The sequence below is a fragment of the Streptomyces sp. NPDC054961 genome (assembly GCF_053609145.1).
The window spans coordinates 22032-46404 of record NZ_JBSGWY010000004.1 but is presented as its reverse complement, the minus strand read 5'-3'; the positions used below and the strand labels follow the sequence as shown (position 1 = coordinate 46404).

The following is a 24373-nucleotide window of genomic DNA, read 5'->3' as shown; positions in this document are numbered from 1 at the left end:
TGCCCCCTATCAGCTCTCGCTCCCTCCCCGCCCGCTCTCTGGGGGGTCCGAGCCCCCCCCCGCCCCCACCCCCCACCCACCAAACCACCGCCGCGGGTTCCGCGGCGGACGTCAGACCTCAGACCTCGCGCCACCGGGCCATCGCCCAGGAGAACACCCCGAAGAGCACCAGCCCGACGGCGACCGCGACCAGCAGCCACGGCCCGGCCGCCGTGTGGGTGAACGACCGCAGGGTGTCGTCGGTCCCCTTCGCCTGCGCGGGGTCGTAGCGCACCGCCGCGTACACGACGAAGCCGCCGGCCGCGGCGAACACGGTTCCCCGGGCCAGGCCTCCGCTCACCCCGAGGACGTCCACGGCCGTGCGCCACCGCGCCGAAGTCCCGCCCATGGCGAGGTGCTTGCGGAACGTGCGCCGAGCCGCCTGCACCGCGATGACCAGACCCGCGACCGCGATCCCGAGCCCGGCGGCCCCCACCAGCCACTGGCCGGCGGGCAGATCGAGCGCCTTCGCGGTCACGTCGCGCGACTGCTGGTCCCCGGAGCGCCCGCCGCCCGCCGAGAACGTGAGCACGGAGAAGGCCGCCGCGCCGTAGAAGACGCACCGGCCGGCCGATGCCAGCCGTTTCGTGGGCTTGTCGCCCTCGGGCCCGGCCGCGCCGAACACCGCCTCCGACAGACGCCACAGCATCATGCAGACCAGGCCGATGCCCACGGCCCAGATGAGGACGACTCCGAACGGTTTCTCCGCGAGTTCCTGGAGGGCCCCCTGGCGGTCGGCCTCGTTGCCGCCGTCGCCGAAGGCGACGCGCACGGCCAGCACTCCGATCAGTACGTACAGCGCCCCGCGCGTGACCAGCCCGCTGCGGGCCGTGACCTCGCGGAACCCGCCGCCCCGGGCTGCGCTCCGTGCGCCCTTGTTCGCGGCCCCGAATCTCATCGCGCTCAGACCTCACCGCGCCAGGCGCCGGTCTCGACCCCGCGCGCTTCGATGAACAGCTTGAACCGCTTGAGGTCTCCCGCGACTTGGCGTTTGACGAAGCCGAGCACGTCGGCGGTGCTCTCGGCCAGGCCGTCCGGCACCCAGTTCATGTGCAGGACGATCTTGGTGGTGGTCGCGTCGACCGGCTGGAACGTGACGAGCCCGGCCTGGTGGGTCTCCCCGCCGACCGTCATCCACGCGACGCGCCGGTCCGGGAGCTGCTCGGTGATCTGCGCGTCGAACTCGCGCTCCACCCCGTTCACGTTCGTCACCCAGTGGGTCAGCGTGTCCGTGCGCTGGTCGATGCGCTCGACCCCCTCCATGAACGCGGGGAACTCCTCGAACTGCGTCCACTGGTTGTATGCCGTGCGTACGGGGACATTGACCTCGACATACTCCTCGACATGCGACATGCGCACCCCTTCCGTGTCGTCGACAGCCCGCACCCTGCGGTGCGGTCCGTCTCTCAGGACGTCTCGGTGCGCGGGTACCCGCCGCGGGGGAGCCCATGCGGCCGGGCCGCACGCCCCGGAACGGGCGGCCCCGGCGCGTGCGGCGCGTCCGGCGGGTACGGCGCGTCCGGCGGGTACGGCGCGTTCGGCGGGTACGGCGCGTGTACGGGTGACGACGCAGGGCACACGCGGGGCATGACCGTACTCAAGACAAGCGTTCTCGTCCTGGACTGCGCGGAACCCGAGCCCCTGGCCCGGTTCTACGCCGAACTGCTCGACGCCACGTCGGGCCCGGCCCCGGGGGACGGGGAACTGTTCCTCGTCACCGGCAGCGCCGGCGTGGTGGTGCTCGGGGTCCGCCGCGACCCGGCGCACGTCCCGGCGGCCTGGCCCCCGCCGGAGGACTCCCAGCAGACCCATCTGCGGATCCTGGTGGCGGAGGACTCGCTCGACGAGGCCGAGCGCGAGGCCGTGGCCCTCGGTGCGCGCCCCGTGGCCGCCCAGGAGGACGGCACCCGGCTCGACAACCGCACGACGCTGCGCCGGTACACCGACCCGGCGGGGCACGCGTTCCTCCTCGCGGCCGTCCGGGAAGGCCCGCTCGTTCAGCCGTAGACGACCGTCACCTCGCTGAAGCCCAGCGAACGCAGCAGCCCCTCCAGCATCGACCTGGTGTTGCGCTCGGCGCGCTCGGCGAGCCCGCTGTCGCGGGCGGCTTCGTCGATGTGCTGCACGGCGAGCTTCTGCACGGCCTGTTCACCGGCCGGATTGTCGGAGAACAGGTCGCCGATCCGGTCCAGCAGGCCCCGCTGCTTCGACACCGCGTACGAGCGGTCGGGGTCGAGGGCCGCCGTGCCGAGCACCGCGTGCGGCAGCGTGACCGAGGCCTTGGTGCGGTCGCCGTTCACGGTGACGTTCCCCTCGGCCAGCCCGCCGAAGTCGACGTAGCCGCTGACCGCGCCGGCGCCCACGTACAGCGTGCGGGTGCCGCGGATCGCGTCCGGCAGCAGCGCCGCGTCCTTCTCGAGGTCCACGACCACCTGGAAGTTGCCGACGGCCGCCTCGTAACGGTCCATGTCCTGGATGGACTTGAGCAGCGCGGGACCGGAGCGGTCCCGGGTGTCCTCGCCGAAGAGGCTGCCGAATCCCGGAACCAGGCTGAAGCGTGCCACGAGCACGATCAGCACCACGACCACCGTCAGGCCGGCGGCGAGCCGCCCCCACCACGCGCGGCGCGAGCCGCGCGACCGTTCCGAAGAGGTTTCCATACGTCGCGGATACCCCGTGGACGCGGCTCCAGCACCGCGATCCGGCATCCGCCGGCCGACGTCAACGGCCTCCGCGGCCTCCGCGGCCCCGCGCCGGAGCGGTCATCGCTCCTTGGGCCTGCCGGACATGAGCCGGGCGGCGTCGATCTCGGCCCAGACGGCCTTGCCCTGTCCGTGCGTGCGCGCGCCCCAGCGGTCGGAGAGCCGCTCCACGATGTACAGGCCGTGGCCGCCCGGGACGCCGCGCTGCGGGGCCGGATCGCGGGCGGGCAGGGCCGTCGTACCGTCGCACACCTCGATGCGCAGGGTCTCCCCGGCCGTGAGCACGAGTTCGTGGCAACCGTCCGCGTGCAGTGACGCGTTGGTCAGCAGCTCGGAGACGAGCAGCAGGGTGTCCTCGGAGGTGTCCGTCCCGTCCCAGCCCCAGTCCCGCAGGGCCTGGCGCGTGAACTCGCGGCCCTTGGCCACGGATCCGCGGACGCCCGCCAGGGCGAGCCGGCGGCGCTGCCCTCCGACGGGAAGGCCGGCAGTCACTGGATCGCCCGTTTCCGGTCCGATGATCCCCACAGCGGTCGTTCACCCCCACGTTGGCACTGGTCTTCGTCCCCGGGACTCACCCGGCCCAGCCACGGTCGTCGTCCCGGACTGTCCGTACGCCCCCCAGTGGTACGAGGCCACTCGGACTTGCCTTCGACAGTGTAGGGGACCGCCGCTCTCAGGGCGTTTCCACGTGGAGCCGCAGGGTGAAGCCGCTGTCCGCGGCGCGGACCTCGACGAGGTCGCAGAGCTGGTGGATCATCCACAGGCCGCGGCCGCCCTGGGCCGAGGCCAGGGAAGGCCGGCGCCGCCCCGCCAGGGGGTCGGTCAGGCGGCCGCCGTCCTGGATCTCGGCGATGACCTCCCGCGGCCCGGCTCCCGTGGTGGTCCACAGCCGCAGCGTGCCCTTCCCGCCTCCGTGGGCGAGCGAGTTCGCGGCCGCCTCGCTGATGGCCAGGACGAGATCGCCCCGCCGCTCCGGGGGCAGGGACGTCGCGCGGATCCACCTCTCGGCGTGCTCGCGCACCGCGGCCAGGCCTCCGAAGGTGTAGTCGAGCCGGAGCACCGCGCCGTCGGGTTCGGGCAGGGGGAGATCGCAGTCCGCGGAGACCCGCGAGGCCTCGGTGTACGCCGGGCTCGGCAGCTCCCCGCCCCGCTCGATCAGCAAGGGGTGCGTGCGCCGGGCGTCGGCCACCACCGACGGCGCGAGGCCCCGTACGTCGTACGGACACAGGATGGTGGCCGTCCGTCCGTCGAAGGCCGTGTTGATGAGGGCCTCGTGACGGGTGGCCTCCCGCACCTCGGCGGGGGAGCGGCCGGGCCAGATCGGCTCGCCGACGATCCGGGCCGCCCGGCCCGCGTGGCGGTCGGCGAAGTCCTGCAGGGCGGCCAGGATGCGGCCGGGATTGCGGCCCAGCTCCGTCATGTCCGTCCAGGTGACCTCGGCCGCGTTCTCGCCGAGGGTCTCGCGCAGTGCGTCCAGGTGCGCGCCCGGTACCGCGACGAGGACCGGTTCTTCGGCCGACAGGGCGCCCCGTACGAAGCCACCCACCCCGGCCAGGTAGGCGTCGAGGTCCTGGTAGAAGAGGGCGGGGTGGACGAAGGCCCCGGCCTCGGCGGGCGCAGGAACAGTGATCATGCTGCGACCTCCAGCGCGGCGCATTCGTCCGGGAACATCTCCACTACCTTGCGCAGCGAGTATGGCGGGTCGTGGAGCAGGAGGCGACGCCCCTGCCCGTTGAGGGCGGCCGACGCCTGTACGAGGGCGGCGACCGCGGCCGGGTCGAGGAAGGCCACGGCCGAAAGATCGAGATGGACGACGGCCCCGGAGACCCCGGCCAGGATACCGAGGGCGGCGGACAGCGACTGCCGGGTGTCCAGGTCGCAGTTGCCGCTCAGGCGAGCGCCGGCGCGGTCCTGCAACGGCTGGGCGGTCAGCGGAACCGTCGCGCCCGTCCCCGTACGCGTCTGCGCACGCCGCACGAGCGCGTCCGCCTCCGCCGCGTCGTCCTGGCGCGGTAGCGCGCCCGCGGGGGAGGCGGAGCGGTCGTGTCGGTGAGAGGACGTCATGGCCCGGGCCTAGGCCGTGAGCATGCCGGCGCGCAGCCGGGTCAGCGTCCGGGACAGGATCCGGGAGACCTGCATCTGCGAGATGCCCAGTTCGGCGCCGATCTCGGCCTGGGTCTTCTCCTGGCCGAACCGCATCTGCAGGATGTGCCGTTCGCGGTCGTCCAGCTCCTGCAGCAGCGGCGCGAGGGTGTGGAAGTCCTCGAAGAGTTCCATGCCCGGGTCGACGGTGCCGAGTCGCTCCGCCAGCGGCCGGGTCGTCCGGCTCGTCGAGGACGGCGCGTCACCGTCCGCGGCGGCGGTGTCGAGGGACCCGCTCGTGTAGCCGTTCGCGGCCACCAGCCCGTCGATGACCTCGTCCTCGGACAGCTCCAGGTGCTGGGCGACCTCCTTGACGGTGGGCGCCCTGCCCAGGACGTCGGTGAGGGACTCCTGCGCCTTGGCGAGCTCCGTGCGCAGTTCCTGCAGACGGCGGGGGACGTGTACGGCCCACGTGCTGTCGCGGAAGTAGCGCTTGATCTCGCCGGTGATGTAGGGGAGGGCGAGCGTGGAGAACTCGACCTCGCGCCCGAGGTCGTAGCGGTCGATGGCCTTGATGAGGCCGATGGTCCCCACCTGGATGATGTCGTCCATGTCGAGACCCCCGCCGACCACGCGGGCCCGGAACCGTCGCGCGGCGAACTGCACGAGCGAGAGGTTCATCTCGATCAGGGTGTTGCGGGTGTACTGGTACTCGCGCGTCCCCTCTTCCAGGGTGCGCAGCTTCGCGAAGAAGAGCCGTGACAGCTCCCGCGCGTCGCCGGGCGCCATCTCGCGGGCGTTCTCCACCTGGAACGGGTCCACGGCCGGCGCCGGCGGCGCGGCGACACCTCGGTCACGAGCGGGGACTTGCGTGGCGGTTGCACGAATGGGTCCTACGGCGGTGGCCGAGCGAGACATGGCGGCCGCTCCCTCCCGATTGACGACGACTGCTCGGGCGCTTCTGCCCGGGCTTCTCGGTTCTACACACCTCGAGGTCAATTTATTGTTTCCCCGGTCCCCGCGCGCGTCCGAGGGGACTTCGTGACGGCCGGGCAGACCGCGCCGACGCCACGAACAGGCATACTCCCATGACCAGGACGTACAGGAGCGAACGGGGGAGGCGGACATGACCGGAGCAGGGGACGCGTACCAGCGAGGTGTGGTCGCGGACAGCTATCCGGCGGGATCAGGGTGGGTGGTGGCGGCCCGCGGCGAGCTCGACCAGGACACGCTGGCGCCGTTGGAGGAGGCCCTGACCGCGGCCGCGGACGGGCACGCGCCGGTGGTCCTCGACGTCGGCTCCATCACGTTCGGAGACTCCTCGTTCCTGAACCTCCTCCTGCGGATGCACCACCTCACCGCCCTGCGCATCGCCGCCCCCGGGGAACAGTTGCGACGGCTCTTCGCCGTGACCGGTGCCGATACCGTCCTCTCCCTGTACGAGAGCGTCGACGACGCCCTCGGGGTGCTGCCCCCGGTGTGACCGACCGTGCCCAGCGCCCTCCCGGCGGCGCTAGCCTTCACCCGACCGGTGCCACGGCGGGTGCCGGGCGAGCCGGCACGCCCTGATGCCGGGCTCCTGTCATGCCCCGCGCACCGGGGAGCGGACCGGTATCGAGAGTGAGGTTGGCGGATGGCCGAGCGGGTGGGCACGGATTCACCGAGCGGGGCGCCGGCGGTGCCGGGTGAGGGCGCGATCGGCGACGGCGAACTGCGCCAGTTGCTGGCCGGGTTGACCGCCGTGCGCGACGGGGACTTCCGCACCCGCCTGCCCGATGCGGCGGACGGGCTGCTCGGCGAGATCGCCACCGTCTTCAACGGGATGGTCAACCAGCTGTCGCTGTTCACCTCCGAGGTGACCCGGGTGGCCCGCGAAGTGGGCACCGAGGGGACGCTGGGCGGCCAGGCCGACGTACCGGGAGTGGGGGGCGCCTGGCTGGACCTCACGGATTCGGTCAACTTCATGGCGGGAAACCTCACGGCCCAGGTGCGTTCCATCGCCCAGGTCGCGACCGCCGTGGCCAAGGGCGACCTCTCGCAGAAGATCACCGTCACGGCGCGCGGGGAGATCCTGGAGCTGAAGGAGACCATCAACACGATGGTCGACCAGCTCTCCGGTTTCGCCGGGGAGGTCACCCGGGTGGCCCGCGAGGTCGGCACCGAGGGCCGGCTCGGCGGCCAGGCGGACGTCAAGGGCGTCTCCGGAACCTGGAAGGACCTGACGGAATCGGTCAACGTCATGGCCGACAACCTGACCGCCCAGGTGCGCTCGATCGCCGAGGTCACCACCGCCGTGGCCCAGGGCGATCTGACGCAGAAGATCCGCGTGGACGCCCGCGGGGAGATCCTGGAGCTGAAGGAGACCATCAACACGATGGTCGACCAGCTGTCCGCCTTCGCCGACGAGGTGACCCGGGTGGCCCGCGAGGTCGGGACCGAGGGCAACCTGGGGGGCCAGGCCACGGTCCGGGGGGTCTCCGGCACCTGGAAGGACCTCACCGACAACGTCAACGTCATGGCGTCCAACCTGACCGGCCAGGTGCGCTCCATCGCCCAGGTGGCCACCGCCGTCGCCCGCGGCGACCTCTCGCAGAAGATCATGGTCGAGGCGAAGGGCGAGGTCGCCGCTCTGGCCGGCGTCATCAACACGATGGTCGACACGCTGTCCGCGTTCGCCGACGAGGTGACGCGCGTGGCCCGTGAGGTCGGCACCGAGGGCCGCCTCGGCGGCCAGGCACAGGTTCCCCACGTGGCGGGCACGTGGAAGGACCTCACCGACAACGTCAACTCCATGGCCAACAACCTCACCGGGCAGGTCCGCAACATCGCCCTCGTCACGACGGCGGTCGCCAACGGCGACCTGTCCAAGAAGATCGACGTGGACGCCCGCGGGGAGATCCTGGAGCTGAAGACCACCATCAACACGATGGTCGACCAGCTCTCCTCCTTCGCCGCCGAGGTCACCCGCGTCGCCCGCGAGGTCGGCAGCGAGGGCCGGCTCGGCGGGCAGGCCGAGGTCGAGGGAGTGTCCGGCACCTGGAAGCGCCTGACCGAGAACGTCAACGAGCTGGCCGGCAACCTGACCCGCCAGGTCCGGGCCATCGCCGAGGTCGCCAGCGCGGTCGCCGAGGGGGACCTGACCCGCTCGATCACGGTCGACGCCTCCGGCGAGGTCGCCGAACTCAAGGACAACATCAACTCCATGGTCGGTTCGCTGCGGGAGAGCACCCGGGCCAACCAGGAGCAGGACTGGCTCAAGTCCAACCTCGCCCGCATCTCCGGCCTGATGCAGGGCCACCGGGACCTCGCCGCCGTCGCCGAACTCGTCATGGACGAACTGACGCCGCTCGTCGCCGCCCAGTACGGCGCCTTCTACCTCGCCGAGGAAAGCCCCGGCGCCACCGTGCTCACCCTCGTCGGCTCCTACGGCCGCCCCGCCGGGGCCGGGGAGAGCACCGGGTTCGCGCTCGGCGAGTCCCTCGTGGGACAGGCGGCCCGCAGCCACCGGATCATCGCCACCGACCAGGTCCCCGGCGGATACGTCATCTCCTCCGGGCTGGGCCACACCACCCCGGGCAGCCTGATCATCCTGCCGATCGTCGTCGACGACCAGGCGCTCGGAGTGATCGAACTCGCCTCCTTCACGGCCTTCACCCCCGTGCACCGCGACTTCCTCGCCCAGCTGATGGAGACCATCGGCGCCAACGTCAACACGATCGTCGCCAACGCCCGGACCGACGAACTCCTCGGCGAGTCCCAGCGGCTGACCGGCGAACTCCAGGCCCGCTCGGAGGAACTCCAGGTCCAGCAGGAGGAACTCCAGCGCTCCAACGCCGAGTTGGAGGAGAAGGCCGCCCTCCTCGCCAGCCAGAACAGCGACATCGAGGCCAAGAACCTCGAGATCGAGCAGGCCCGGCAGGAACTGGAGACCCGCGCGCAGCAGTTGTCGCTGGCCTCCACCTACAAGTCGGAGTTCCTGGCCAACATGAGCCACGAGCTGCGCACACCGCTCAACAGCCTCCTCATCCTCGCCCAGCTGCTCGCCCAGAACCCCACCCGCAACCTCAGCCCGAAGCAGGTCGAGTACGCGGGCATCATCCACTCGGCCGGCTCGGACCTGCTCCAGCTGATCAACGACATCCTCGACCTCTCGAAGGTCGAGGCCGGGAAGATGGACATCCATCCCGAGCGGGTGGACCTGCCCCAGCTGCTCGAGTACGTCGACGCCACCTTCCGGCCGATGACCACGCAGAAGAGCCTCGACTTCACGGTCACCACCGCCCCCGACACCCCCGACGGCCTGCTCACCGACGACGCCCGGCTGCGCCAGGTCCTGCGCAACCTGCTGTCCAACGCCGTCAAGTTCACCGAGCGCGGCGGCGTCGAGCTGCGCATCGAACCGGCGGCCGCCCCCGACGCCCCCACGGGACTTCCCCGCCGCGGACCCATGCTGGCCTTCCGGGTACGGGACACCGGCATCGGCATCCCCGAGCAGCAGCTGGAGTCCGTCTTCGGAGCCTTCCAGCAGGCCGACGGCACCACCAGCCGCAAATACGGGGGCACCGGCCTCGGGCTCTCCATCAGCCGTGAGATCGCCCAGCTCCTCGGCGGGGCCGTCACCGCGGAGAGCACCCCCGGCCAGGGCAGCACCTTCACCCTCTACCTGCCGGTCAGCCGCGCCGTGTACGAGGACGCCCCCGGCTCCGACGCCCCCGCGGCGCTCCCGTCCGCCGACGCGTCCGGGACGCCCGATCCGGTCCGTCCGGACCCGCCGCTCCTCCCGGCGCAGCGGCAGGCCCGCCGTCTGCTGGTGATCGAGGAACGCCCCAACGGCCTGCTCTCCCTGGTCGCCGAGAGCGTCGGCCGGGACTTCGCCCCCCACCGTCACGCGACGGGGGAGCCCGGCGGCATCCAGATGGTCAACGCCACCAGCTCCCGGGAGGCCGCCGCCGCCCTGGCGTCCGACTCCTTCCACTGCGTGGTCCTGGAGCTGGACCTGCCCGACGGCGAAGCCATGCGCTTCCTCGACGCGCTCGACGGAGACCCGGCCCTCTCCTCGCTCCCCGTCCTCGCCCACAACAACCCCCGGGCCAGGAACGGCCAGGAGAAGGCCCTGCGGGAGCGGTCCGCGTCCCGCCACGTGGAACTGCTGTCCAGCCTGGACGAACTGCGCGAGCGGATCGCGCTCCACCTGTCCGCCGAGCAGCCCGGAGACGTGCCGCCCCTCGTGCACGGCGACACCCAGCGGCAGCTCAGCGCCCACGTGCTCGACGGGGACCTGGCCGGGCGCACGGTCCTCGTCGTCGACGACGACGCCCGCAACCTCTTCGCCCTCAGCGGGATCCTGGAACTGCACGGCATGCGCGTGCTCCACGCGGAGAACGGCCGCAAGGGCATCGACGCCCTCACCCGGAACGCGGGCGTCGACATCATCCTGATGGACGTGATGATGCCCGAGCTCGACGGCTACGCGGCCACCGCCGAGATCCGGCGGATGCCGGCGTACGCCGGTCTGCCCATCATCGCGGTCACCGCCAAGGCGATGCCCGGGGACCGGGAGAAGAGCCTCGCCGCGGGCGCCAGCGACTACGTGACCAAGCCGGTGGACGCCGACGACCTCATCGCCCGCGTCCGGCACTGGCTCACGCGATGACCGGGGACGCCCGACGGCACGACGGCGGGCGCCGCCAGGGAGAGCCGGCCGCGGGCCAGGACGCGAGCGGGGTCCCGCAGCAGTCCCCGACCCCCCTGGGACGTCTGGTGGCCACCGTCGAACGGCTGCGCCGGGAGGTGCTGGAGGCACAGGCGGCCGCCGACGGCCGGGCCCTGGTCGAGCTCGCCAAGGGCATCCTGATCGGACAGCTGCGCTGCACCCCGGCCGCGGCGGCCCGGCAGCTCGACCTGCTGTGCCGCGAGAGCGGGATGTCCCCCCTCGCACTCGCCGCCGACATCGTCAACCAGGCGTCCCGCGACCACGTCAGCGAGATCGCCGCCGAGTTCGTCGAGCGCGCCGCGACGGCGCAGGAACCGGCCGATCCCTCCGCCACGGTGGCGGTCCGGCTGCGCACCGCCGAGAGCGGGGTACTGGCCGCCGCGGCCGACACCCAGGCGGTGGCCGAAGCCCTCCTGACGAACGCCCTGCGGCCCTTGGGAGCCGTCGCCGTCGCCGTGTGGACCGCGGTGCCCGACGGCTCGCTGGCCCTCGCCGGCCACGCCGGGTTCCCGGCCCGGGAGGCCGCGCGCTGGCGCCACGTCCCCCCCGGCGTGTCCACCGTCGCCGGCCTCGCGCTGCGCCAGCGCCGGCTGGTCACCCTCGCCCGCCTCGCACACGAAGGGCTGCCGTCGATCGGCCACCTCCAGTGGCCCGACGGCGGGCGGATGGCCGTACCGGCCGGGACGGGCGGACGGATCCACGGGGTCCTCGAGATCTGCTGGCCCGAACCCCTGGCACCGCAGCCGCCGCAGATCGAGCGGCAGGTCGAGGCCCTCGCCGAGCTCTGCGCCCACACCATGGACGCCGCGCCCCCGCGCGACCCCACGGCCACCGACGCGGTGCTCCCGGACGTCGAGGAGCTCATCGACCTCGCCGAGGGACTCCAGGATCCCGCCGTGGTGCTGACGCCGGTCCTCGACTCCGAGGGCCGGCTCGGCGACTTCCGGATCCGTCACGTCGGCAGCCGGTTCGTCGACCCGGTGGGACGGCCGCGCGGCGATGTCAACGGCGCGCTGCTGCTGGAGGCCTATCCGATGGCCGCGGGGGAGTGCGGACTGTTCGACATCATCGAGCGCGTCCACGCGACGGGCGAGCCGTTCCGGGCCGAACGCATGAGCCTGACCGCGCTCGTCGACCAGATCCCGCTCACCTCGGTCGCGGACATCAGCGTCAGCCGCCACGGCGCCGCCGTCCTGCTGATCTGGCGGGTCGAGGACGAGCGGGCCCGGCTGGCCAACCTCCTCCAGCACGCCCAGCGCCTCGGCCGGATCGGCGGGTTCGAGGAGAACCTCGCCACCGGCGAGACCACCTGGAGCGCGGAGATCTACGCGTTCCACGGACTCCCCGCCGCCGCGCCCGCGGTCCGGCTGCGGGAACTGCCCGGCTACGCGCATCCGGACGACTCCGCCGCCCTCGGCCGGTTCCTGCGGGCGGTGCTGCGCCACCGCCGTCCCGCCTCCGTCAACTTCCGCCTCCAGCGGTCCGACGGCATCACCCGCCACATCCGGGTCATCGCCGAGCCCGTGCTCGACGCGGACCAGCGGCTCCATGCCGTGCGCGGCGCCTACCAGGACATCTCCGCGCAGCACTGGACCGAGGTCGCGCTGGCCGCGACCCGGGACCAGCTCGCCCACAGCGAGGCGGAGTCCGCCGAACGCAACCGGCTGGCCCTCCAGCTCCAGCACGCCATCATGCCGCCCTCGCCGCCGGCCATCGAGGCCCCGGGCCTGCGGGTCGCCGTCCGCTACCGGCCGGCGGAGACCGAGTCGCTCGTCGGCGGGGACTGGTACGACACCGTGGTCCTGCCCTCCGGGCTGGTGATGCTGTCCGTGGGGGACATCGCCGGTCACGGCATCGAGGCGGCCACCGGCATGGTCGTGCTGCGCAACGCCCTGCGCGGCCTCGCCGTCACCGGTGCGGGCCCGGCCCAGCTGCTGACCTGGCTCAACACGGTCACCCATCACCTGGCCAAGCACGTCACGGCCACCGCCGTCTGCGGGGTCTTCGACCCGCGCACCAGGGTGATGCGCTGGGCACGGGCGGGTCACCTGCCGCCCGTACTCGTCCGCGGCGGCGAGGCCCACGCCTTCCCGCTCATCGAGGGCCTGCTCCTCGGCGCCCTGCCCGACGTCACGTACGTCGAGCGCGAGGTGCGGCTCGAACCGGACGACACCCTGCTGATGTTCACCGACGGGCTGCTGGAACGGCGCGACTGCTCCGTCCAGGACTCCCTCGGCCACCTCGTGACCGCGGCCGCGGCGGGCGCCGGCGACCTGGACGGCCAGCTGGACCGCCTCCTCGCCGAAAGCCGCTCCGATACGGACGACGACACCTGCGTGATCGGCATCAAGGTCGGCTGAGGCCGGCCCGTGGCCTCCGTGGGCGCCCGGAAGTTACTGGAAGGTAGCCAGGGCGGGCGAGGGACGGTAGCGTCGGTGGGCCACAGAGGGAGCGCCATGTCTCGTACGTTCACGGTGTCCGACAGCATCGTCGTCCACGTCCGGCCCGCCGATGTCTACCGGCACGTCGCGGATCCCGCCCGGATGGGCGAGTGGAGTCCGGAGAACCTCGGCGCCACCGTCCACGGGGACGGCGGGACCCGGGTCGGGACGGTGTTCGACGGGCGGAACAAGCGGGGCGCCTTCCGCTGGACCACCCGGTGCACGGTGACGGCCGTCGAGGAGGACCGGCTGTTCCGGTTCCGGGTGCACGCCATCGGCGTCCGCCGTCCGCGGATACGCGGCCCCATCGCCACCTGGGAGTACCGGTTCGAGCCGGTCCCGGAGGGCACCCGGGTGACCGAGACGTGGACCGACGACCGCCGTGGCTGGCCGGACTTCGTCGCCCACGCCTTCGACCGGGTGGCGACGCGGGGGCGCACCTTCGCCGAGTTCCAGCGGAGCAACATCCGCACCACCCTGCGCAACCTCAAGAAGGCCCTGGAGCCCGGACACGGTGACCCCGGCGCCCCCGGTGACTCCGCCGGCGGCCGGGCCCACTGACCGGGGAAGACCCCGTACGGACGGTCTCCCGGCCGCCCGGCCACCGGCGCGCGAAGGGCCCGGCACCGGCCCCCGCGAGGGGGGCCGGCCGGACGGTCAGACCTCGAGTGCCCGGTGCAGTCCGAGCCGGTCGGTCCCCAGTTTGGTGAAGACCGCGGACAGCAGCTCGGAGACCACGTGCACGTCGGTGTTCATCGCCGTGGCGATCGCCCGGTTGTCGAGGCCGCGCGCGGCGTGCCCGGCCGCCGCGTGCTCCGCCACGGTGAGGGTGTCCTGCTCCGAGGTGTGCAGTCGGCGCGGGCGCAGACCGGACGACGCGAGCTGGGCACGGGCCCGGTTCGCGAGGCCGTCGGCCCCGCAGGCGGAGGCGAGCTCCATGCCCCGGTAGATCTGCTGGGCCGCGAGGTGCGGGTCGCCGATGGTGTGCAGGACCGTCCCGTGGTCGATGAGCGCGTGGGCGAGTTCGCTGGCGGCCGGGGACTGTTCGAGGTGGTCCACCGCCTCCTGCAGCAGGCCGCTCGCCTGGGCGGCGTCCGTGGCGGACGCCGCGACGCGCAGGGCGTGGCCGATCACGCTGGCCGTTCCGAACGCGCGGGCCCGGGAGACCGCTTCGGCCGCCGTGGCGCGTGCCAGCTCGGGCGCGTGGGTCGCCTGCGCCCGCACCAGGTCGAGCTGCCAGGGACTCCAGGAGGGGTTGCGCGTGCCGCGCAGGTCGAGGCGCCTGCCCGCCGCGCTGAGGTGGTGCTCGGCCTCCTCGATCCTGCCCTGGGCCAGGAGGAGCTTGCCCCACACGGCCTGCGGGTCGGGATAGACCACCGCCTTGGGGAAGCCGTCCGCGAGCTTGTAGGTCTGGGCGACCCGCTGGGCCTCTTCCGTGTTCCCGCGGGCGAGCAGCGTCTCGATCAGGGTGCCGACCGCGTACCACTGCGCCGGGATCCCGTGGCCGACGCGATCGGCGATCTGCAGGCCGTTGCGTACGAAGTCCTCGGCCTCGGCGAGCCGTCCGCGCCGGTAGCGGACGTAGCCGAGCAGCGTGTAGACGAAGGACAGGTGCGCGCCGCGCCAGCCCTTCGCCTCGAACTCGAGGATCGCGGTGTTGAAGAGCTCCTCGGCCCGGCCCGGCTGGTCGCAGTACATCAGCGTGACCGCCACGACGGCCGGCACCTCGAAACCGAAGTCCTGGTCGGTCCAGCTCATGCCGCCGTCCAGCGCCTGATCCGCGTACTCCAGGGCGGTGGCGACGGATTCACCGCGCATGGCGGCGTCCCAGGACCGCAGGCCCAGGATGTGGCGCTCGGGCAGACCGCGCCCCGTGAGCCGCTTGGCGAACTGGGAGAGGAGCCGGGAGCGGGCGGGCGAGTTCTCCTCGTCGACCCGGACCGAGTTCCACTTGAACTGCTCGGCCTGCATGCGCAGCCGCGTGCGGGAGCTGGTGGCGCGCCGGGCCTCCTCCGCGAGGAGAGCGGACGCCTCGGCCAGCTGGCCCGTGTGCGCGAGCGCCTGGGCGAGCCGGTAGGTGATCGCCTCCCGCAGTCCCTGGTCGGTCTTGGGCTCTTCCAGAGCGGCCCTGAGCTGGTTGATCGTGGTCGTGGGATCGTGCAGGAGGTTGGCGGAGCCGAGTTCGAAGAGGACCTCGGCCCGGTCCTCGACGTCCGGGGGTTCGCGCAGCGCACGGGCCAGATAGCGGCGGGCGGCGTCGGGGGCGCCCGCGGAGAAGCTCTCGCGTGCGGCCTGGCGCAGCTGCTGCACCACCCACGGGTCGCCTTCCGGATGCATCTCCAGCAGGTGGCGGGCGGCGGCCGCCGCACCGTGCCCGTCGTCGACCAGGGCCTGTGCGGCCATCCCGTGCATGGCGACGCGCACGCCGGGCGGGATCGACCGGTACACGGCGGTGGCGATCAGGGGGTGGAAGAACTCCACGACCTCCTTGCGCCGCACGCTGGTGAGGACGGTCAGGATGCGCGCGGCCCGCAGCTGGTCGATGGCCTCGGTGGCCTGCGCCTCACCGAGGGCGGCGACGCCCCCGACGATGCCGGTCGGGACCGCGGTGCCGAGCACGGCGGCGGCCCACGCGAGGCGGACGGTGGAGGGACCCAGCTGTTCGAGCCGGTCGATCAGGCCGCTGCCCTTGACGGCCGAGGCCAGGTCGCGGAGCTGGGGGATGTTCTCCTGGTGCGGTTTCAGCCCGCGGTCGCGGCCCTTCATCGCCAACTCGACGACTTCGAAGGGGTTTCCGCCGGTGATCGCCCAGCACTCCCGGCAGAACACGTCGTCGGCGCTCTCGCCGAGGGCGTCGCGCACGATGCGCGCCACCGCGCTCGTGGTCAGCGGTGCCAGCTCGTGCGGACGCGTCCCCTGGCGCCCCATCAGGGCGCGCAGCGAGCCGGCGTCGGCGGGGATCTCGTCGGGCCGGCAGGCGACCATGATCAGCATGGCCAGTTCCTCCGCCCGGGCCGCGAAGGCGGTCAGCCAGGTCAGGGACTCGGCGTCCGCCCAGTGCGCGTCGTCGACGATGAGGACGACGGGGGCGTTGCGTACCGCTAAATGCGTGACCACCCAGTCGAGGCCGTCGCGCACGCCCTGGGGGTCGGGCCCCGTCGGACCCTTCGGCGCGGCCGTCAGTCCGAGGGCGGGTGCGACGATGCTGTACCAGTTGCCGAGGGCGTCGCGCCGTTCGTCCTCGCTCATGGCGGCGAGGGCCGGCTGGATGAGCTGGCGCATGACGTGGAACGGCACCTGCCGCTCCTGCTCGCCGCCGCGTGCGAACAGCACCGTGCAGGAGCGTTCGCCGGCGTGCCGGCGGGCCTCGTTGAGCAGGGTGGTCTTGCCTATGCCGGCCGATCCGGCGAAGGTCAGGACGCCTCCGAGACGGGTGGCCGGACCTCTGGCCGAGATGCCGCAGGGGACGTCCACCGCGCGTCGGATCGCGAGGACCTCCGACTCCCGTTCCAGCAGGGGCTGGGTGTCCCAGCCTCTGGGTTCCGTGACGTGTGACATCTGTAGCCCCCTCCAGCGCGTGCGCCCGAGTCTACGGGTCCCAGGGAGAGTTGATGCTGTTTCAGCACACTATTGCGGCATCTCGTCACCCGTACGGGAGGACCGCTGTACCCTTCGCGCCACGGGAATCATGGGGAGCGCGCTGGGCTGCGGGATGCCCGCGGGGAGTTCGCGGACGGTGACGCCCGGCGCCGGGGCCAGGTGCCACCGCGAGGCCACGGTCGCCACGGCGGTCAGGATCTCCGCCACGGCGAACGAGTCGCCGATGCACTTGTGCTGGCCGGCCCCGAACGGGACGTAGCTGTGCGTACGGGACCGTTCGCCCGCGCCCCGCTGCCAGCGGTCCGGGTCGAAGCTGGTGGGGTCGGGGAAGAGAGCGGGGTCCCGGTGCAACGCGTACGGACTGTAGGCCAGTTCGGCCCCGGCCGGGATCGCGACGCCGCCGAGGGTGAGGGGGGCGAGGGCGCGGCGGGTGAAGAGCAGCGGCGAGTGCAGGCGCAGCGCTTCCTGGAAGACGTTGTTCGTGTAGGTCAGCGCGGGTATGTCCTCGGGGCGGACGGAGCGGTTCCCCACCACCGCGTCGACCTCGGCGTGGAGCCGCTTCTCCACCTCGGGGTGCCGGCCGATCTCGTGGAAGATCCAGGACAGGGTGGTCGCCGAGGTCTCCGTGCCGGCGAACATGATGGCGATGACCTCGTCCCGCACCTGCTCGGGGCCCATCGTCGCACCCGTCTCGGCGTCCACGCTGGACAGCAGCAGGGAGAGCAGGTCGTGCCGGTCCCCGCCCGCGTCCTTCTCCTCGGCGCGGTACCGGACGATCACCTGGTCGATGATCTCGCGCAGGCGGGCGGCGGCCGCGTCGAACCGCCGGTTGTACGGGACGGGCAGCCGGTCCAGCGACTTGGGCATGACCGCCCGTACGAGCATGCCCTCCAGCACGATGGGCAGCGAGCGGTGGACCTCCTCGACGGCGGACCGGCTCAGGTCCCCCGAGAAGATCATCTCGGCGACCGAGGACATCGCGTACCCGCGCGCCTCCGTGACCATGGAGATCTCGCGTCCCTCCGTCCAGGACGCGCTCATCGCCTCCGCCTGCCGGCACATCACCTCCGCGTACTCGGCGATGTGGTTCCGGTGGAAGGCGGGCTGCATCATCCGGCGCTGTTTGCGGTGGAAGTCGCCGTCGGTCGTCACGATGCCGTTGCCGAACACGGGGCGGAGCCGGTCGAAGATCCTTCCGCGGCCGAACCGGTGGGCCTGCTGCACCAGTACGGCGTGCACGTGCTCCGGGCTCGTCAGGACGTGGACGGGCCAGGTGCCGATGTCGAGCCGGACGATGTCGCCGTGCTCCCGCAAGGACTCCAGGAACGCGATGGGCCGGCGCCACAGGTGCAGGGCGTGCCCCAGCAGCGGTAACCGGCCCGGGGCCACCGGAGCCTGGACCGCAGGGCCTGAATGCTCCGCATGTGCCATGGGCCGACTCCCTGTCATGCCACGGAGACGAGATCCGGGCGGGTGTACGCAGACTCCAGCCCGGCCGCGAACCGTTCGTCGCTGTACCGCGTGCACTCGTAACGCTGCCACAGATCGGCGCCGATCATCCAGTCCTCGTAGCTGCGGACGCAGCGGGTGACCGCGTCACGCAGTGCGGGGTCCGTACCGGGGAGCTCGTCCACGGCCTGAAACAGACGTCGTTCCTCGGCCAGGTACTCCTCGATGCGGATCTGGATGCGGCCCTCGACCGCCCGGACGGCTTCGGGCAGGGAGCAGCCCTCCCACGAGGAGATGAGGGAGACGAGGTTGTTGGTGTCCCCGCAGGCGTGCTCCTTCGGCAGGGAGAACACGTCGTTGCCCCACGAGATGACGTCCACCGCGCTCGCCACGAGGGCCTGGTACTCGGGAAGGTCGTGGACGTGCTGGGGGAGGTCGATCCCGAGTCCGGCCTCCACCATGTCCATCATCGGCAGCAGCTGGGAGCTGTGCCGGCGCATGAGGACGTACTCCTGGACCGTCTGGCGTCCGCGGCTCCCGCGGTTGCCCGCCTCCTGGTCGAGGGAGTGGAGCATGAGCGGGACGTGGGCGCGGTAACGGGCCGCGGTCTCACCGGACATGCCGGCCAGGATCCGGTCGCACAGGTCGACGAAGCCCGTCACCAACGGGTTTCGGCCGGGTGCGCGGGGGCCGGTCCGCCCCGTGTGGAGATAACTGGTGATCGCGTCGGTGATGGGCCGCCAGGCCGCCAGATCACCCGTCCTGATGAGGTGGTCGTGCTGGTCGTCCAGGACGAACGACCAGGCCATCCACTCGGCGAGCAGGACGATGCGCTCGTAGGGCACCTCTCCGCTCACCCGGCCCGCGAGATGTCCCACGCCGATGCCCGAGAACTGCTCGGCGGCGGCGGTGACGAGCTCGTGTCCTAGCACCCACGACGTGGCTTCGGCGTTGGCGCGGGCGGCGTCCGGGTGCTTGGAGTTCCCGAACGGAAGGTGGAAATCGGGAACGGAGAAAGAACTGAGTCGGGCCATTGATCCCCCACGGAAGAGTCGGATTCGTCAATACCCGCTCAATACACGGTCGCGCTTTCCGGTCGCGACCCGAACGCCCCTCATGCTGCGGTGTAGTTGCGATGGCGCCTGGTGGCGATCGGAGTGAACCGGTCGCCGGGTGGCCTGATCCTGGCCATGCGCGACCACATCAGGCCACGCGTGAACTAATTTACCCTCAGGGTGCAGCGGACTGTCAATGTGGGACGATCGAACTTGGGGAATCCATCCCGGAATTGGTGGAATGGCATTAGTTCGGAATGTGCAATCGGCATAGTCGCTTCCGCCTGGGACGTCCGGGGCGCCAGGGACGTCCGGGGCCCACGGGTTCCCGCGAGGGGCCTGCGGGGTGGCTGAAGACCGCCGTCGAGGAGCGGCCGTTCCCTACACTGCGAAGGGCCACGGCCGTCGGGGGAGGGATGGGAGCATGACCACGCACCATCCGCCGGACCGGCCAGACCCTCCGGACCCGGCCGATCCCGGAGACGGCCAGGAGCCCGATGTCCTCGGCTCCTACCTGGAGTTCCTCCGGGTACGCCTGGGCGCCGAGCGGTTCGAGGCGCTCGTCAGAGCAGTCCAGACCACCTGCGCACTCCTCACCGAGGAGTACCGGGCCCTGCTCGAGGTGCCGGGGGAGGAGGAGCTCGCCCTCGACCTGCGGGGCGAGTACCTGTCCCTCATGGCCGTGATGATCACCGGCCACCTGGACCACCGCCTGGTCGAACTCGACACCCCCGGCGGCGGCAAGGGCTGGGCGGTCGTGGAGACGACCCCCGCACGGCCGGAGCGGCCCCCGGCTCCGGCCGCACCGCCCGCGACCGCCCCCGGGTGGGACGCGGCGGGACGGGCCTGGATCGACGGGCAGCTCGAGGGCATCGTCCGCGCGACCGACTCCACGACGCCCTGAAGGGCCGCACGACCCCCTGCGGCCTCCGCGCCGCCGGTGCCCGCGAGGGACCCGTACACACCGGCCCACCTGCGCCGCCGTCGTGGCCATGAGGCAGGATGGCAGCCCGTTCCGGATGCGTACGCACGCCCGAACGCGGTACCAGGCACGACGAACTGACAGGTGACAAGGTGAGCACACCCCTCATACGGCGGCCGGCGGCGTCCGTCGCCGCACCCCCGGTCCTGCGCGGGGCGGAGGGCGTCCGTTGAACCGGGACCTCGTCCTGCACGACTGGCTGGTCGCCGGCATCGCGCTGGCCGCCGGCGCCCTGGCCGGGCTGCTCCTGCGGGCCCTCGTACGGTGGCTGGCCAAGCACGCCCTCAAGACGCGGTGGAGCGGGGACGACATCGTCGTCGACGCCCTGCGCACCCTCGCGCCGTGGGCGGCCGTCATCGCGGGCGCCGCGGTGGCCGCGTCGACCCTGCCGCTGAGCGCCCGTGTCTCCGGATACGTGAACCAGTCCCTGACCGCCCTGCTCGTCCTCCTCGCGACGGTCAGTGCGGCCCGGGTCGTGGCCGGATTCGTCCGGGCCATGGCGCAGTCGCGGACGGGAGTGGCCGGTTCGGCCACCATCTTCGTCAACATCACGCGGGTCGTGGTGCTCGCGATGGGTCTGCTCGTCGCACTCGAGACCGTGGGCGTATCCATCGCGCCCCTGTTGACCGCGCTGGGGGTGGGCGGTCTGGCCGTCGCCCTGGCGCTGCAGGACACCCTCGCCAACCTCTTCGCCGGCGTCCACATCCTCGCCTCGAAGACGGTGCAGCCCGGTGACTACATCCGTCTCACGAGCGGTGAGGAGGGGTACGTCGTCGACATCAACTGGCGCAACACCGTGGTCCGCAACCTGTCGAACAACCTGGTGATCATCCCCAACGGCCGTCTCGCGCGCACGAACATGACCAACTTCACCCAGCCCGAGCAGCAGTTGTCGATCATGGTCCAGGTGGGAGTGGGCTACGAGAGCGACCTGGAGCACGTCGAGGAGGTGACCCTCGACGTGGTCGACAGCGTGATGGCCGACATCAACGGCGCGGTCCCCGACCACGAGGGCGCCGTCCGCTTCCACACGTTCGGGGACTCCAGGATCGACTTCACGGTCATCCTGGGCGTCGGCGAGTTCAGCGACCAGTACCGGATCAAGCACGAGTTCATCAAGCGCCTGCACCGCCGGTTCAGGGCGGAGGGCATCTCGATCCCGGCCCCCACCCGGACGGTCGACCTCCAGCGGAGCGGCCTGCGGTCCGCGTTCGACGCGTCGCCCCCACCGGTCCCGCACCAGCGCGACACCCCGCCCCCGGTGCTCGCGGACAGCGGGCGGTAAGGGGGGCGAGGAGCGGCGGGGCGAGGAGGGGCCGGGCGCGAGGCCGGCCGCCACCGCGGCTGGTGGCCGGCTCCCCGCGGGACGGCTCAGGGGCGGATCCCGTCGCAGGCGATCCGCAGGTGCCGCGGGCCGCGCAGGACCGCGTTCTGCCGGTAGGGCGGCGGGTCCTCCAGCAGCCGGGGGTTCTCCAGCCGCCGGGCCAGCTCGCTCAGCGCCAGCTGCGCCTCCAGCCGGGCCAACGGGGCGCCGAAGCAGCTGTGGATACCGCTGCCCAGACCCAGGTGCTGGATGTCCTTGCGGTACGGGTCGAAGCGGTCGGGATCCTTGAAGCGTTCGGGATCCCGGTTGCCGGACGCCAGGATCAGCCACATCGAAGAACCCTTCGGGATGGTCACCCCGCGGACCTCGATGTCCGCGAGCGGGGTCCGCTGCGGCAGCAGCTGCACCGGCGGTTCGAACCGCAGCAGCTCCTCCACCAGGGGCACGGCGAGCCCGGGCTCCTGCCGCAACTGGCCCAGCACGTCCGGATTGCGCAGCAGGGTCAGCATCCCGTTGGTGATCAGGTTGACCGTGGTCTCGTGGCCGGCGATCAGCAGCAGGGCCGCCGTGCTGAGCAGTTCCATCGTGGACATCGACTCGTCCGGGCCGTGTCCCGCCGCCAGCTGGGAGAGCATGTCGTCGCCGGGATTCTTGCGCCGCTCCTCGATCAGCCCGGCCAGGTACATGCCCAGCTCCATCCGGGCGTCGTGGGTGGTCCGCTGCCGCTCCGCGGCGTCGGAGTCCGGATCGGGGTCCAGGCTCGCCGCGAGGGTGTCGGCCCAGACGTGGAAGCGGGCCTCGTCCTCCCGCGGTACGCCCAGCAGCTGACAGATCATCGTCACCGGGAACGGGTACGCGAACTGGTCGACCAGGTCGATGTTCCCGGTGTCCCCGAGACGGTCGATCAGACCGGTGACGATGTCGTGCAGACCGTCGCGCATCCCGTCCACGCGGTGCGGGGAGTGCGGGGGGCCGAAGGGCCGGTTGGTCATCCGGCGCAGCCGGTCGTGCTCCGGCGGGTCCAGTTTCAGGAAGCTCGGCGGCAGCGCCGTCGCCTCCTCTTCCCCGCCCTCGGCCAGCGGGTCCCCGGCCGTCGCGGCGAGGTTGCGCGCGTCGGAGCTCAGCCGCGGGTCGTGCAGCAGGCTCTGGATGTCGTAGTAGGTGCTGATCACGTACGGCCCGGTCCCGTCTTGGAAGACCGGGGTCCTGCGCAGCTCCTCGTACAGCGGGTACGGGTTCGCGCGGTTGGCGTAGTCCAGGATCTGGCTCAGGATGCCGTGGCTCATGGCGGGTGGTCCTCCGTGGGGCGTGCGGGTCAGTGCCCGGCGGGGGTGAAGGTGATCCGGCGGTCGGCCGGCGAGTACCCGCTGAGGGTGATGGTCGGGCCGTGCGTGGGAACGGACGGGTCGGGGAAGTCCGCGGGGATCGGCCGTTGCCCGTCGGCGCGGCGGTCCACCGTGGTGAACGGGGGCGGGAAGGGAGCCGTGCACTCGATCTGCCGCTCGTAGAACTGCAGCCAGCGCGCGTTGTCGAAGGTGACCGCGCCGATGACCCGGCCCTGGTATCCGTAGACCCCGGTGAAGCGGCGCTCGGCCCGCGAACCCTGGGTGATCATGATCTCCGTGCCCATGGAGGGCACGCCCACGGACTTGATGTTCACCCCGAACTGGGAGGACCAGAAGGCCGGCACCCACAGGTGCGGGCGGCGGTCCGTGCTCTCGCTGAGCATGTTGTGGGCCGCGGTCTCGGCTTGTGCGACGGCGTTGCCCCAGTGCTCCAGCGACAGGAACTGGTAGCCGAACAGGGCGTGCGGGGAACGGGCCACGTCGCCCGCCACGTAGATGTCGTCGGTGACGATCCCGCGGATGTCGAAGGCCCGGCAGCCCGCGTCGCAGGCGATGCCGCGCGGCCCCGCGCCGAGGCCCGAACCGGTCAGCCACTCGGTGTTGCGCTGCGCGCCGAGCGAGACGACCACCACGTCGCACTCCAGCGTGGTGCCGTCGGAGAAGTGCGCGGCGCGCACCCGGCCGGTGGAGTCGCCCTCCAGACCGGTGACCATGATCCCGGTCCGCAGGTCGACGCCGTTCTCCCGGTGCATCTCGGCGGCGACGGCGCCGATCACCCCGCCCAGGGCGCCGACCAGGGGCGCGTCCCCGCGTTCGGCGACGGTGACCTCCAGTCCGCGTTCGCGGCACGCCGAGGCGATCTCGGAGCCGGTGAACCCGGCGCCGATGACCAGCACCCGGCGCGGTCCGGCGTTGAGCCGGCGGGCCAGCGTCGCCCCGTCCTCGCGGGTGCGCAGCGTGAAGACCCCGTCGAGCTCGCCCTCCGCCTCATGGGGCCAGGGCCGGGCCCGGACCCCCGTGGCGATCAGCAGGCGGTCGTACGGGACCTCGTCGCCGTCGGCGAGCCGGACCTTCCGGGCCGCCATGTCGAGGCCGTCGGCCGGCACGCCCAGGCGCCACTCGGCGTCGATGTCCCGGCGCCGGGGGAGCGCGGTGCGCTCGGCGTCGGCGCGGCCCAGCAGCACCTGCTTGGACAGCGGCGGGCGGTCGTACGGCTCGTACGGTTCGTCGCCGATCATGGTCAGCGACCCCGCGAAGCCCTTCTCGCGCATGGTCTCGGCGGCGCGCAGTCCGGCCAGCGAGGCGCCGACGACCACGATCCGGCCGGACCGCTTGAGCTGCTCCAGGGCGGTTTCAGACATGGGAAGCCTCCCCACTGGCGCCGGCACCGGCAGCTGCAGGGGTGGTACCGGTTGCGGCCAGGTCCAGTTCGTCCACGAGGATCGCCTGCACCGGGCAGGCGGCGACGGCCTGGGCCACGCGTGCGCGCTGGGCCTCTTCGGCCTCCGGGTCGTACAGCAGTCCTTCGTCCCCGTGCATCGCGAAGACGTCGGGGGCGAGGAAGGCGCACTGCGCGTATCCCTGGCACCGGTTGAGATCGACGACGAGCCTCAGCAAGGTGTGGTCCTTTCGGTGCCCCC

Annotated in this window: 20 protein-coding genes; 7 read left to right on the top strand and 13 right to left on the bottom strand. The window is 72.3% G+C overall.

Annotated elements, in window-relative coordinates; translation table 11 throughout:
• Positions 1 to 118 precede the first annotated feature (118 nt).
• Positions 119 to 937 (bottom strand): DUF1206 domain-containing protein, encoded by an 819-nt coding sequence (locus ACWF9Z_RS06035; protein WP_453597930.1) that lies wholly within the window; start codon positions 935 to 937, stop codon positions 119 to 121.
• A gap of 5 nt (positions 938 to 942) precedes the next feature.
• The gene (locus ACWF9Z_RS06030) at positions 943 to 1392 is read right to left on the bottom strand and encodes an SRPBCC family protein (RefSeq protein WP_453597928.1); all 450 of its coding nucleotides are present in this window, start codon (positions 1390 to 1392) and stop codon (positions 943 to 945) included.
• 234 nt (positions 1393 to 1626) lie between these two features.
• On the opposite strand from ACWF9Z_RS06030, the gene ACWF9Z_RS06025 reads away from it, so the two are divergent.
• The gene (locus ACWF9Z_RS06025; protein ID WP_453597926.1) at positions 1627 to 2046 is read left to right on the top strand and encodes a VOC family protein; all 420 of its coding nucleotides are present in this window, start codon (positions 1627 to 1629) and stop codon (positions 2044 to 2046) included.
• Here ACWF9Z_RS06025 and ACWF9Z_RS06020 read toward each other — a convergent pair.
• The 5 genes from ACWF9Z_RS06020 to ACWF9Z_RS06000 all read right to left on the bottom strand — a co-directional run bounded on the left by ACWF9Z_RS06020 (position 2037) and on the right by ACWF9Z_RS06000 (position 5741).
• Positions 2037 to 2699: a DUF4230 domain-containing protein gene (locus ACWF9Z_RS06020; RefSeq protein ID WP_453597924.1), complete on the bottom strand. Its 663-nt coding sequence runs from the start codon at positions 2697 to 2699 to the stop codon at positions 2037 to 2039. The genes ACWF9Z_RS06025 and ACWF9Z_RS06020 overlap by 10 nt on opposite strands.
• Before the next feature lie 102 nt (positions 2700 to 2801).
• Complete coding sequence (locus tag ACWF9Z_RS06015) at positions 2802 to 3233, bottom strand: ATP-binding protein (protein ID WP_453597922.1); 432 nt, start codon at positions 3231 to 3233, stop codon at positions 2802 to 2804.
• 181 nt (positions 3234 to 3414) lie between these two features.
• Positions 3415 to 4374 (bottom strand): anti-sigma factor RsbA family regulatory protein, encoded by a 960-nt coding sequence (locus ACWF9Z_RS06010; protein WP_453597920.1) that lies wholly within the window; start codon positions 4372 to 4374, stop codon positions 3415 to 3417.
• On the bottom strand, positions 4371 to 4805 hold the full coding sequence (locus ACWF9Z_RS06005; RefSeq protein ID WP_453597918.1) for an STAS domain-containing protein: 435 nt from the start codon (positions 4803 to 4805) through the stop codon (positions 4371 to 4373). The genes ACWF9Z_RS06010 and ACWF9Z_RS06005 overlap by 4 nt, the downstream gene beginning before the upstream one ends.
• Before the next feature lie 9 nt (positions 4806 to 4814).
• Entirely contained in the window at positions 4815 to 5741 is a 927-nt protein-coding gene (locus ACWF9Z_RS06000; RefSeq protein WP_453597916.1) for a SigB/SigF/SigG family RNA polymerase sigma factor, read from the bottom strand.
• A gap of 208 nt (positions 5742 to 5949) precedes the next feature.
• On the opposite strand from ACWF9Z_RS06000, the gene ACWF9Z_RS05995 reads away from it, so the two are divergent.
• From ACWF9Z_RS05995 to ACWF9Z_RS05980, 4 genes are all read left to right on the top strand, one after another.
• Positions 5950 to 6306, top strand: a complete 357-nt coding sequence (locus ACWF9Z_RS05995) for an STAS domain-containing protein (RefSeq protein WP_453597914.1) — start codon at positions 5950 to 5952, stop codon at positions 6304 to 6306.
• Between the two features lie 150 nt (positions 6307 to 6456).
• On the top strand, positions 6457 to 10476 hold the full coding sequence (locus tag ACWF9Z_RS05990) for a HAMP domain-containing protein (protein WP_453597912.1): 4020 nt from the start codon (positions 6457 to 6459) through the stop codon (positions 10474 to 10476).
• On the top strand, positions 10473 to 12896 hold the full coding sequence (locus tag ACWF9Z_RS05985; RefSeq protein WP_453597911.1) for a SpoIIE family protein phosphatase: 2424 nt from the start codon (positions 10473 to 10475) through the stop codon (positions 12894 to 12896). The genes ACWF9Z_RS05990 and ACWF9Z_RS05985 overlap by 4 nt, the downstream gene beginning before the upstream one ends.
• A 96-nt stretch (positions 12897 to 12992) precedes the next feature.
• A complete protein-coding gene (locus tag ACWF9Z_RS05980; protein WP_453597909.1) occupies positions 12993 to 13538 on the top strand; it encodes an SRPBCC family protein in 546 nt (181 codons plus the stop codon).
• Positions 13539 to 13634: 96 nt separating this feature from the next.
• Here ACWF9Z_RS05980 and ACWF9Z_RS05975 read toward each other — a convergent pair whose 3' ends face one another.
• The 3 genes from ACWF9Z_RS05975 to ACWF9Z_RS05965 all read right to left on the bottom strand — a co-directional run bounded on the left by ACWF9Z_RS05975 (position 13635) and on the right by ACWF9Z_RS05965 (position 19060).
• A complete protein-coding gene (locus tag ACWF9Z_RS05975; RefSeq protein WP_453597907.1) occupies positions 13635 to 16535 on the bottom strand; it encodes an ATP-binding protein in 2901 nt (966 codons plus the stop codon).
• A gap of 69 nt (positions 16536 to 16604) precedes the next feature.
• A complete protein-coding gene (locus tag ACWF9Z_RS05970; protein ID WP_453597905.1) occupies positions 16605 to 18008 on the bottom strand; it encodes a cytochrome P450 in 1404 nt (467 codons plus the stop codon).
• 14 nt (positions 18009 to 18022) lie between these two features.
• On the bottom strand, positions 18023 to 19060 hold the full coding sequence (locus tag ACWF9Z_RS05965) for a terpene synthase family protein (RefSeq protein ID WP_453597903.1): 1038 nt from the start codon (positions 19058 to 19060) through the stop codon (positions 18023 to 18025).
• 445 nt (positions 19061 to 19505) lie between these two features.
• On the opposite strand from ACWF9Z_RS05965, the gene ACWF9Z_RS05960 reads away from it, so the two are divergent.
• Complete coding sequence (locus ACWF9Z_RS05960) at positions 19506 to 19985, top strand: hypothetical protein (RefSeq protein WP_453597902.1); 480 nt, start codon at positions 19506 to 19508, stop codon at positions 19983 to 19985.
• Positions 19986 to 20232: 247 nt separating this feature from the next.
• Complete coding sequence (locus tag ACWF9Z_RS05955; RefSeq protein WP_453597900.1) at positions 20233 to 21348, top strand: mechanosensitive ion channel family protein; 1116 nt, start codon at positions 20233 to 20235, stop codon at positions 21346 to 21348.
• Between the two features lie 86 nt (positions 21349 to 21434).
• Here the strand turns inward: ACWF9Z_RS05955 and ACWF9Z_RS05950 are convergent, their stop codons facing one another.
• From ACWF9Z_RS05950 to ACWF9Z_RS05940, 3 genes are read right to left on the bottom strand one after another with little or no spacing between them, the layout of a single operon-like run.
• On the bottom strand, positions 21435 to 22673 hold the full coding sequence (locus ACWF9Z_RS05950; protein WP_453597898.1) for a cytochrome P450: 1239 nt from the start codon (positions 22671 to 22673) through the stop codon (positions 21435 to 21437).
• 29 nt (positions 22674 to 22702) lie between these two features.
• Entirely contained in the window at positions 22703 to 24094 is a 1392-nt protein-coding gene (locus tag ACWF9Z_RS05945) for an NAD(P)/FAD-dependent oxidoreductase (protein WP_453597896.1), read from the bottom strand.
• A complete protein-coding gene (locus tag ACWF9Z_RS05940; protein WP_453598303.1) occupies positions 24087 to 24347 on the bottom strand; it encodes a ferredoxin in 261 nt (86 codons plus the stop codon). Before ACWF9Z_RS05940 ends, ACWF9Z_RS05945 begins: the two co-directional genes overlap by 8 nt.
• Positions 24348 to 24373: the final 26 nt, after the last annotated feature.

Excerpts from the sequence above, each read along its gene's own strand:
- ACWF9Z_RS06020 (WP_453597924.1), bottom strand. The coding sequence starts at position 2,699 with ATGGAAACCTCTTCGGAACGGTCGCGCGGCTCGCGCCGCGCGTGGTGG.
- ACWF9Z_RS05995 (WP_453597914.1), top strand. The coding sequence starts at position 5,950 with ATGACCGGAGCAGGGGACGCGTACCAGCGAGGTGTGGTCGCGGACAGC.
- ACWF9Z_RS06030 (WP_453597928.1), bottom strand. The coding sequence starts at position 1,392 with ATGTCGCATGTCGAGGAGTATGTCGAGGTCAATGTCCCCGTACGCACG.
- ACWF9Z_RS06035 (WP_453597930.1), bottom strand. The coding sequence starts at position 937 with ATGAGATTCGGGGCCGCGAACAAGGGCGCACGGAGCGCAGCCCGGGGC.
- ACWF9Z_RS05965 (WP_453597903.1), bottom strand. The coding sequence starts at position 19,060 with ATGGCCCGACTCAGTTCTTTCTCCGTTCCCGATTTCCACCTTCCGTTC.
- ACWF9Z_RS05970 (WP_453597905.1), bottom strand. The coding sequence starts at position 18,008 with ATGGCACATGCGGAGCATTCAGGCCCTGCGGTCCAGGCTCCGGTGGCC.
- ACWF9Z_RS05975 (WP_453597907.1), bottom strand. The coding sequence starts at position 16,535 with ATGTCACACGTCACGGAACCCAGAGGCTGGGACACCCAGCCCCTGCTG.
- ACWF9Z_RS06025 (WP_453597926.1), top strand. The coding sequence starts at position 1,627 with ATGACCGTACTCAAGACAAGCGTTCTCGTCCTGGACTGCGCGGAACCC.
- ACWF9Z_RS05960 (WP_453597902.1), top strand. The coding sequence starts at position 19,506 with ATGACCACGCACCATCCGCCGGACCGGCCAGACCCTCCGGACCCGGCC.
- ACWF9Z_RS06005 (WP_453597918.1), bottom strand. The coding sequence starts at position 4,805 with ATGACGTCCTCTCACCGACACGACCGCTCCGCCTCCCCCGCGGGCGCG.
- ACWF9Z_RS05985 (WP_453597911.1), top strand. The coding sequence starts at position 10,473 with ATGACCGGGGACGCCCGACGGCACGACGGCGGGCGCCGCCAGGGAGAG.
- ACWF9Z_RS06010 (WP_453597920.1), bottom strand. The coding sequence starts at position 4,374 with ATGATCACTGTTCCTGCGCCCGCCGAGGCCGGGGCCTTCGTCCACCCC.
- ACWF9Z_RS06000 (WP_453597916.1), bottom strand. The coding sequence starts at position 5,741 with ATGTCTCGCTCGGCCACCGCCGTAGGACCCATTCGTGCAACCGCCACG.
- ACWF9Z_RS05990 (WP_453597912.1), top strand. The coding sequence starts at position 6,457 with ATGGCCGAGCGGGTGGGCACGGATTCACCGAGCGGGGCGCCGGCGGTG.
- ACWF9Z_RS05950 (WP_453597898.1), bottom strand. The coding sequence starts at position 22,673 with ATGAGCCACGGCATCCTGAGCCAGATCCTGGACTACGCCAACCGCGCG.
- ACWF9Z_RS05980 (WP_453597909.1), top strand. The coding sequence starts at position 12,993 with ATGTCTCGTACGTTCACGGTGTCCGACAGCATCGTCGTCCACGTCCGG.
- ACWF9Z_RS05945 (WP_453597896.1), bottom strand. The coding sequence starts at position 24,094 with ATGTCTGAAACCGCCCTGGAGCAGCTCAAGCGGTCCGGCCGGATCGTG.